This is a genomic window from Sporichthya sp., assembly GCF_013815995.1.
Taxonomy (GTDB): domain Bacteria; phylum Actinomycetota; class Actinomycetes; order Sporichthyales; family Sporichthyaceae; genus Sporichthya.
Window position 1 is genome coordinate 1 of the sequence record NZ_JACDFE010000182.1, and the last position, 9,273, is coordinate 9,273.

General features: G+C 71.5%; 9 protein-coding genes. 2 read left to right on the forward strand and 7 right to left on the reverse strand.

The features are described from left to right. Positions 1-1,976, forward strand: a 1,976-nt coding sequence (locus H0X00_RS17840) for a penicillin-binding transpeptidase domain-containing protein (protein WP_293773521.1), incomplete at its 5' end; no start/stop codon positions are given. 7 nt (positions 1,977-1,983) lie between these two features. Here H0X00_RS17840 and H0X00_RS17845 read toward each other — a convergent pair. The 4 genes from H0X00_RS17845 to H0X00_RS17860 all read right to left on the reverse strand — a co-directional run bounded on the left by H0X00_RS17845 (position 1,984) and on the right by H0X00_RS17860 (position 5,189). Then, entirely contained in the window at positions 1,984-2,766 is a 783-nt protein-coding gene (locus H0X00_RS17845) for an ROK family protein (RefSeq protein WP_293773524.1), read from the reverse strand. A 41-nt stretch (positions 2,767-2,807) separates the two neighbouring features. Continuing rightward, entirely contained in the window at positions 2,808-3,131 is a 324-nt protein-coding gene (locus H0X00_RS17850) for a hypothetical protein (protein ID WP_293773526.1), read from the reverse strand. An 87-nt stretch (positions 3,132-3,218) separates the two neighbouring features. Continuing rightward, a complete protein-coding gene (locus tag H0X00_RS17855) occupies positions 3,219-4,703 on the reverse strand; it encodes a CoA-acylating methylmalonate-semialdehyde dehydrogenase (protein WP_293773529.1) in 1,485 nt (494 codons plus the stop codon). 159 nt (positions 4,704-4,862) lie between these two features. Then, positions 4,863-5,189, reverse strand: coding sequence for a DUF1330 domain-containing protein (locus H0X00_RS17860; RefSeq protein WP_293773532.1), 327 nt, complete (start codon positions 5,187-5,189; stop codon positions 4,863-4,865). Positions 5,190-5,258: 69 nt separating this feature from the next. Here H0X00_RS17860 and H0X00_RS17865 point away from each other — a divergent pair, with 69 nt between their 5' ends. After that, a complete protein-coding gene (locus H0X00_RS17865; protein WP_293773535.1) occupies positions 5,259-5,633 on the forward strand; it encodes a type II toxin-antitoxin system VapC family toxin in 375 nt (124 codons plus the stop codon). Positions 5,634-5,641: 8 nt separating this feature from the next. On the opposite strand, the gene iolD is transcribed toward H0X00_RS17865, so the two are convergent. The 3 genes from iolD to H0X00_RS17880 all read right to left on the reverse strand — a co-directional run. Beyond that, entirely contained in the window at positions 5,642-7,525 is a 1,884-nt protein-coding gene (iolD, locus tag H0X00_RS17870; protein ID WP_293773537.1) for a 3D-(3,5/4)-trihydroxycyclohexane-1,2-dione acylhydrolase (decyclizing), read from the reverse strand. A gap of 57 nt (positions 7,526-7,582) precedes the next feature. Further along, positions 7,583-8,476, reverse strand: a complete 894-nt coding sequence (iolB, locus tag H0X00_RS17875; protein WP_293773540.1) for a 5-deoxy-glucuronate isomerase — start codon at positions 8,474-8,476, stop codon at positions 7,583-7,585. Beyond that, positions 8,473-9,273, reverse strand: an 801-nt coding sequence (locus tag H0X00_RS17880) for a PfkB family carbohydrate kinase (RefSeq protein WP_293773543.1), incomplete at its 5' end; no start/stop codon positions are given. The genes iolB and H0X00_RS17880, both read right to left, overlap by 4 nt.

The following is a 9,273-nucleotide window of genomic DNA, read 5'->3' on the forward strand; positions in this document are numbered from 1 at the left end:
CGGCACTGCTGATCAGCGGCTGTGGGGTCTTCGGCGGCGACGAGGGTGGCGGGGGCGGCGGCGGGGGCGGACCCCGCGGGGTCGCCGAGAGCTTCCTGGCGGAGTGGGCCGCGTCCCGCTTCTCCGAGGCGTCCAAGCGGACCACCGATCCGAGCGCGGCCGCCGCGGCCCTGACCGCGATGCAGGACACGCTGCACCCGGGCAAGCGCGAGTTCTCCCCCGGCGACCTGTCCGGGGACTGCGAGAGCACCACCGGGTGCCGGGTGGAGTTCGACGTCGGCCTGCAGCTCGACGGGCTCGGCGAGTGGCGCTACGCCTCCGCCCTCCAGGTGGTGCGCGCCACCGCCGGCGACGAGTGGAAGGTCCGCTGGGCGACGAGCATCCTGCACCCGCGGATGACCACGGCGACCTCGTTCAGCCGGGTCCGGGCCCTGCCGCCGCGAGCCCCGATCCTGGGCCGCGACGGCGACGCCCTGGTCGCCGAGGCGCCGGTGGTCCGGGTCGGGATCCGCGCGGGCTCGGTTCCTGACGGCGCGATCGAGGACCTGGCCGAGGTGACCGACGTCAACGTCGACGGCCTCATCACCCGCGTCGCCAAGGCCGACCCCGGCGACTTCATCGAGGCCGTGGTCCTCCGCAACAACGACTACTTCGAGCTGAAGTCCAGGATCGACAAGATCAACGGCGTGGTGGTCGAGGCGGACACCCTGACGCTCGCGCCGACCCGCGAGTTCGCGCGTGAGGTGCTCGGCGCCGTCGGCAACGCCACCCCGGCCGCGCTGTCCAACGCCGGGTCGACCGCTTCCGAGGAGGACTCCCTCGGCCTGTTCGGGTTGCAGGGGCTCTACCAGAAGCAGTTGGCCGGCCGGGCCGGCGGCCGCATCGACCTGGTGGACGCCGACACCGGCGCCCCGCTCGAGACCCTGATCGAGTTCACCTCGGTGCCCGGCACCGCGCTGCACACCACACTGGACCTGCAGATGCAGACCGCGGCAGAGCGGGCCCTGACCCTGACCGACGAGAACTCCTCCCTGGTCGCCATCGACACCGCGACCGGCAACCTCCTCGCGGTCGCGAACGGGCCGGCGGACAAGGCCGGCGAGGACCGGGCGCTGAATGGGCAGTACGCGCCGGGGACCGCGTTCAAGATGATCAGCGCGCTCGCGCTGCTGCAGAACAACATCGGGCTCAACGACAAGATCGGCTGCCCGCAGACGGTCACCATCGACGGCAAGCGCTTCGAGAACTACGACGACGTGGGTGCCCCCGGTCAGGTCTCGATGGCGACCAACTTCGCCCGGTCCTGCAACACCGCCTTCGCCCGCCGGATCGCCGACCTGGACACCGATGTGCTTTCCGACGCGGCCGACGCGTTCGGCATCGGCGGCGACTGGAACCTGCTGCTCAACACCTTCTCCGGCAGCGTGCCGCCGGCCGCGGACCGGCTCGAGCTCGCCAACGACGCGATCGGACAGGGCCGGGTCCTGATGAGCCCGCTGGCCATGGCTGTGGTCGCCGCGGCCATCGCGAGCGGCACCCCGCGCTACCCGCGCCTGGTGCTCGACGGGCTGCCGCCGCGGGCCGCTCCCCCGGCCAACCCGGCGATCATCCCGCCCCCCGGCACCGTGCCCAGCACGACCTCCCCGTCGCCGTCCGAGAAGGCCGGCCCGACCCCGGTGTTCACCCCGAAGACCGACGACCGCCCGACCCTGCAGCCGCTGCCCTTCGCGGCCGAGCTCAAATCCCTGATGCAGCTCGCCGCCCGCCGCGGCACCGGCGAGATACTCAACGTCGGGCCGTCGGCCGGAGCCACCAACGGCACCGCGCTCTACGGCAGCGACACCGAGCCGGGCCGGCACGCCTGGATGGTCGGCTTCGCGGGCACCATCGCCTTCGCCGTCATCGTCGAACGCGGCGTCAGCGGCCCGACCACCGCCGGCCCGATCGCCCGCCAGTTCCTGGGCGCGGTGCTCTGACGACCCGTCAGTCGAGCGGGTACTGCCAGAGCTTGTAACCGCCCAGCACGCCGGCGTCGTTGCCGACGCGCTGGTGCTCGAAGCCGAGCTCGCCGACCAGGTGCTTCGCGTTGCCGCCGCCGACGTAAAGCCGGTCCCACCAGAGCACGGCATGCCAGCGGGCCAGCGCTCGCTCGAAGCGGCGGGTCCAGGTCACGTTGCCGACGGCGCGCCGGGCATGGTCGCCGAGCTGTTCGTCGTAGGACTCACCACGCCGGAACGGCGCCTGCGAGAGCTCGAGCTTGGGCAGCAGGCGCCCTTTGTCGAACATGGCCGCGCCCAGCCCCGTGCCGAGGGCGAGCAACACTTCGAAGCCGGTCCCGGTGACCACGCCGAAACCGGCCAGCTCCGCGTCGTTGACCACGCGGACCGGGCAGGCGAAGGACTTGTGCAGTTCGGTCGCGGCGTCGTAGTCCTTCCAGGCCGCGAGCAGGTCGGGGCGCACAGGCGTGAACGGCCCGGCCTCGGTGACGAAGTGGGGCGTGGCGAGCACGCGACCGCCGCGGATCATCCCGGGCAGACCGACCGAGATCCGGTCGAAGGCCGGGAGCCGCTCGGAGACTTCGAGGAGGGTGGCGATCAGCCGCTCCGGCGGGCACGGGTAGCGGGTGCGCACCCGGACGCGATCAACCAGCGGCACGCCCGTTCCGTCGAGCACGGTCGCCTTGAGCCCGGTACCGCCGACGTCGAACGTCAGCGTCCGTTCGCCGGGCCCGCCCGGTTCCCCGGGAGGCTGCTCGGGTTCGTCCACGATCCCGACGATACGCGGCCCCGGGGCCTTCAGTTCGCAGGTCAGGCCCCGAAAGGCTCCCGCGTTCCCCGGCCGGCCGCCGGGCTGCTAGCGGCCAGCAGGTCGAGATACATCCGGGCGTAGGTGTCCCGGATCTCCTCCAACGTGGCGGTGTCGGCGGAGTTGAGGGTGCGGCACAGCGCGACGGCGACGTGGCGCCCGCTCTCCAGCGCAGCGATCGCGGCCCGGTCCGGGCGCGGCCGCGCCAGTTCGCGGGCGATCCGGGTGCCGTGCATCGCGATGACCTGCCCGATCAGGGTCACGGTCTGGGTGTATCCGCCCGAACGTTCGAGAGAGAGTTCCAAAGTTCCAGCGGGGGCGTTCATCCTTCGACGTTAACCGCGTACGACGCCCGTACAGGTTTCGCAAGTGTTAATCCCGAGGTCACCTGGCGGTGTGTTTACCCGAACGGTCTAACGGGCGGTCGGGAAGTGCAACGCAGCGTCAGTGCTGACGCTCTCCGGCCAGCGACTGGTGACCGCCTTGGCCCGGGTGTAGAAGCGGATCCCCTCCGCCCCGTGCACGTGGGTGTCGCCGAACAGCGAGTCCTTCCACCCGCCGAAGGAGTAGAACGCCATCGGCACCGGGATCGGGACGTTGACCCCCACCATCCCCACCTGTACCTCGCGGGTGAACCGGCGCGCAGCGGCTCCGCTCGTGGTGAAGATCGCCACCCCGTTGCCGTAGGGGTTGGCGTTGATCAGCGCGATGGCTTCTTCGAAGGTCTCCACCCGCACCACGGCGAGCACCGGGCCGAAGATCTCGTCGGTGTAGGCCTCGCTGGTCGGGGTGACGCCGTCGAGCAGCGTCGGGCCGACCCAGTAGCCGCCGTCGTGTCCCGGCACCGCAAGGTTGCGCCCGTCGACGACGACGCGGGCGTCGGAACGCTCGACGTAGCCACTGACCCGGGCCGCGGCCTCCGCAGTGACCAGCGGGCCCATCTCCGAGTCGGCGGCGCGGCCGGGACCGACCTTGATCGCGGCCGCCCGGGTGGCGAGGCGCTCCACCAGAGAGTCGGCGGCCTCGGCGACCGCGACCACGACGGAGATCGCCATGCAGCGCTGGCCGGCCGACCCGTAACCGGCGGCGGTCAGTTCGGCGGCGGCGGTGTCCAGGTCGGCGTCGGGCAGGACGACGGCATGGTTCTTCGCCCCGCCGAGGGCCTGCACCCGCTTGCCGGACGCGGTGGCCCGGGCGTGCACGAACTTCGCGATCGGGGTCGAGCCGACGAAGGAGACCGCGGCCACACCGGGATGGTCCAGCAGCGCCTCTACCGCGACCTTGTCGCCGTGCACGACGTTGAAGACGCCGGCCGGCAGCCCGGCCTCGGCGTAGAACTTCGCGACCAGCATCGAGGCCGACGGGTCGCGCTCACTGGGCTTGAGCACGAAAGTGTTGCCGGCCGCAATGGCGACCGGGTGCATCCACAGCGGGACCATCGCCGGGAAGTTGAAGGGGGTGACGCCGGCGCAGACGCCCAACGGTTGACGGAAGGAGTAGGCGTCCACCGCGGTCGATACCTGATCGGAGTACTCGCCCTTGAGCAGGTGCGGAATGCCGCAGGCGAATTCCACGACCTCCAGGCCGCGGGTCACCTCGCCGCGGGCGTCGGCGAGGGTCTTGCCGTGCTCATCGGTGATCGCCTCGGCAACAGCATCGATGTTGCGGTGCAGCAGCTCCCGGAAGGCGAACATGATGCGGGCCCGGGCCACCAGCGAGGTCTCCCGCCAGGCGTCCGCGGCCTTCGCGGCGGCCTGCACCGCGGCGTCAACGTCGGCCGGGTCGGCGTAGGCGACCCGAGCCTGGATCTGGCCGGTCGCGGGCTGGAAGATCGGCCCGGTCCGCCCGGACGTCCCCGGCGTCTCCGCGCCGCCGATCCAGTGGCCGATCTCGCGCACCTGCGCCTCCCCTGCTCAAATCCGTCGAGATCAATTCGACCACGGACCGGGAACCTCAGAAGGCCCCATTTCGGGGTGGGCCTTTCGGCTGAGTCCAGGTCGGGCCGTTCGATGCCCCGCTACCGAGCTCAGGGTCCTCGGTGGCTCCCCTTGCTTTAGTTAGGCGCGCTTCAGAAGCGGGCGCAGGTCGTCGAGCTTGTCGAAGGCCCACCACAGATAATTCAACGTCCCGCCCTCGCGCAGCGGGTGCAGGTCCGCGAACTCCGGGTCGTCGAGGTAGGCCTGGATCGAGGCGTGATCCGGCCACTCGACCAGCACCAGCGCGTTGCGGGCCGGCGTCGCGCCGGGGATCAGCTCGCTGCCCTGGTGCCCGAGCGCGACCACCTTCCCGCCGTACCGCGCGACCGCCTTCGGCGACGCCTTGGAGTACGCCAGATAGTCGGAGTTGGCGGCGAGGTCGAACAGGTTGAGCGCATAGACGGGCATGCGGCAGTCCTACCGCATGCCGGCATCAGCCCCGCAATGCACGAAGTACACCCCCCGACGCCGACCCGGGTGAGCGACGTCCTGGTCGACACGGCCGTTTGGATCGATCACCTGCGCCGCGGTGATCGACACTTGGTGAGCCTGCTCGACGAAGGAGCGGTACTCGGTCACCCCTGGGTCGTGGGCGAAGTGGCCCTCGGAAGCATCCCCGGCCGGAGCGCCACCCTTGGGCTGCTCGCCCAGCTACCCCAGGCAACCGCAGCCACGCCGTTCGAAGTGATGGCCATGATCGAGACTCGCCGGCTGTTCGGGACCGGTCTGAGTCTCGTCGACGCCCACCTGTTGGCTTCGACTCTCATCACTCCTGGCGCCAGGCTCTGGACCCGTGACCGCCGCCTGCGCGCTGCCGCCGAAGAAATCGGCAGGGCCTACGTTCCGAACTGATCGAGGGGCTACAGCAACGGACGCTGGGCCTTCTTGGCGGCCACGTAGGCCACGCGGGCGGCCTGGGTGGATTCCAGCGTCGAGACTTCCGCGACCGGGACGTCCCACCAGCAGCCGGAGTCCGGCGCCGCGGCGAGCGGGTCGACCTGGACGTAGACGACCGTCACACGCGCCGAGTCCAACGCGGTGGTCAGATCCTTGCGGAAGTCGTCGAGCGTCGTGGGGCGAAGCACCTCCGCGCCGAGGCTGGCGGCGTTCGCCGCGAGGTCGACCGGCAGCTCATCGCCGTCGAGCAGCCCGCTTTCGGTGTTGCGGTAGCGATAGGACGTGCCGAAGCGCTGGCTGCCGAGGGACTGGGACAGCGCGCCGATCGAGCCGAAGCCGGCGTTGTCGACCAGCACGATCGTCAGCGGAATCCGCTCGGAGACCGCGGTGACGATCTCCTGACTCATCATCAGGTATGAGCCGTCACCGACCAGGGCGACCACATCGCGGTCCGGAGCGGCCAGCTTGACCCCGAGCGCGCCGGCGATCTCATAGCCCATGCAGGAGAAGCCGTACTCGACGTGGTAGGACTTCGGTTCCCTCGATCGCCAGAGCATCTGCAGCTGGCCGGGCATGCTGCCGGCGGCCGCGACCACCGTCCCGGCGCGGGCGTTGAGTGCTTCGTTGAGCGCGCCGAGGACCGCGGTCTGGACCGGGGCCTCTCCCCCGTCGCCCGTGGTCGCGGCGGCATGCACCGGCGCCCACTCCTCGGCGAGCGCGCTGACCCAGTCGCTCCACACCCTCGGCGCCCGGTGATGCCCGGCGAGTGCAACGGTCAACGCCACCAGCCCGGCCCGGGCGTCGGCGGTGAGCATGATCCCGGAGTGCTTGGCGGCGTCCAAGGCCGCGACGTTAAGATTGACGAAACGCGCGTCGGCGGCGAAGACCGTCCGCGAGCCGGTGGTGAAGTCGCTCCAACGGGTGCCGACGCCGAGCACCACGTCCGCCTGCGCGGCGAGGCCGTTGGCCACCGGGGTCCCGGTCGCCCCGAGCGGGCCCGCGGACAACGGGTGGTCGAAGGGCATCGCGCCCTTGCCGGCGTGGGTGTCCGCGACCGGAATCCCGGTCGCCTCGGCGAACTCCAGTAGGGCTGCTTCCGCCGCGGAGTAGGCGACTCCGCCACCCGCCACCAGCAGTGGCCGGCGGGCCGATCGCAGCGCGTCGACGGCCCTGGCCAACGCCGCTGGGTCAGGCGCGGGCCGCCCCACGTGCCAGGTGCGCTCGGCGAAGAGCTCCTCGGGCCAGTCGAAGGCCTCGGCCTGGACGTCCTGCGGCAGCGCGATCGTCACCGCGCCGGTCTCGGCCGGGTCGGTCAGGGTGCGCATGGCGCCGAGCAGGGCCTGGGGCAACTGCTCCGGCCGCTCGATCCGCGCGAAGAACTTCGACACGGGTCGGAAGGCGTCGTTGACGCTGGTGCCGGGCTCCCCCGGCAGCTCCAACTCCTGCAGCAACGCACCGGCGGCCCGCGTGGCGAACACGTCGCCGGGCAGCAGCAGCACCGGCAGCCGGTTGATGGTGGCCAACGCGGCCCCGGTGACCATGTTCGTCGCGCCGGGGCCGATCGAGGTGGTGCAGGCCAGGGTCTGCAGCCGGTCGCGCATCCGGGCGTAGCCGCAGGCCGCGTGCACCATCGCCTGCTCGTTGCGGGCCAGGTAGTAGGGCAGGTCCGCCTCGCCGGTGGCGTGCGCCTGCAGCGCGTTCTGCAGCAAGGCCTGCCCGACCCCGGCGACGTTGCCGTGCCCGAAGATGCCGAAGCAACCCGGGATCAGCCGCTGCCGCTCGCCGTCCCGCTCGGAGTACTGGACGGACAGGAACCGCACCAGCGCCTGCGCCACCGTCAGCCGCACCGTCGCCCTCGCTAGCGTCCGAAGCACCGTGAGTAATAGAACTCGTCGGGTCGGACGTTAGCGGGAGATGCGGCCCGCTGCCGAGGTCATCGGCACCCGCGGGTCGCACTCCTGGTCCAGCCAGATGCCACGGACCCACGTGTGCGCCGGGTCGTCGCAGATCAGCCAGGCCCGTTCCGAGCCGGGGCCGGCCATCACGTTGAGGTAGTACAGGTCGACGCCGGGCGCGGCGATCGACGGGCCGTGCCAGCCGTGCGGGACCAGCACGACGTCGCCGTCGCCGACCTCGGCGAGGACATCGATCGGGCGCTCGGGCGTCCCGTAGACCCGGTGGTAGGCCAGCCCGGGGCGGGCCAGCTCGAAGTAGTAGATCTCCTCCAGCTCGGATTCGAAGCCGGGTAGATGTTCGTCGTGCTTGTGCGGCGGGAAGGAGGACCAGTTTCCGCCGGGGGTGAGCACCTCGCAAGCGATCAGCCGATCGGCCTCCAGGACGCCGGGAACGCCGAAGTTCGTCACCTGGCGGGTGGCACTGCCGGCGCCGCGGATTTCGACCGGGATCTTCTCCGCCGGAAGGTAGGACGGTGCCAGGCGTCGCTCGCAGCGCGCACCGGCGACGGCGAACCGGCCGCCGTCGACCGAGCTGACCGAGACCGCGGCCTCGCGCGGGACGTAGGCGAGGTCGCTGACCCGGTCGAAGACGCTCTGACGACCCGTCAGCTCAAAGGTCTCGCCGTCGCAGCGCACGGTGGCTCCCCCGGCCAGCGGGAGCACCACGGCCTCCTCGTCGCCGGTCCCCCAGGAGTGCGACCCGCCCGGCGGGAGCTCGAGAATGCGCAGCGACGTGTACTCCCAACCCGGCTGACCGGAGGCGATCTCCAGGGCCCACGGGCCGTTGGTCGTGCTCCCGTTGGGGAGGTGCAGGTCGCCCCCTTGCCCTCCTTGGTCAGTCATGACCGGGCCGCCAGGCGAGACTCGACCTCCGCGGTCGTCGGCATCGCGTCCGAACACGCAATCTGGGATGCGACCAGGGCACCGGCCACGTTCGCGAACCGAAGGATCCGTTCCAGTGGCCACCCCGCGAGCAGCCCGTGGCAGAGCGCGCCACCGAAGGCATCGCCCGCGCCGAGGCCGTTGAGCACGTCGACCGGGTAGGGAGGAACCTCGACGAAACCGTCCTCGTCCAGCCCGAGCACCCCGGCCGGGCCCATCTTCACCACCGCGGTCCTGACCCCCGCCCGGCGCATCTCCTCGGCCGCCGCACGTGGGTCCCGCTCGCCCGTGGCGACCTCACACTCGTCGATGTTCCCGACCGCCACGTCGACGCGGCCCAGAGCCTTGCGCACCGCACGCTCGGCCGCCGCCTGGGAGCGCCAGAACATCGGGCGCCAGTCCAGGTCGAGGACGGTGAACCGCTTGCGATCACGCGCCGCCAGGGCGTCCAGCGTCGCCCCGCGGGAAGGCTGACGCGACAACCCGGTCAGGGTCACCCACACCAGATCCGCGCCGCGCACGACCTCAGGGTCGATGTCGGCGATCTCCAGGTCGGGCGCGGTGTCGCGGCCGTAGAAGTACAGCGGGAAGTCGTCCGGGGGGAACATCGCGCAGAACGTGACTGGGGTCGGATGCCCAGCCACCTCCCGCACGAGAGTGTCGTCCACGCCGAACTCCCCCAGACGCCGGCGCAGGAACCGACCGAACGGGTCGTCGCCGACCCCGCTGACCAGCGCGGCGCGGCGGCCGTGCCGGGC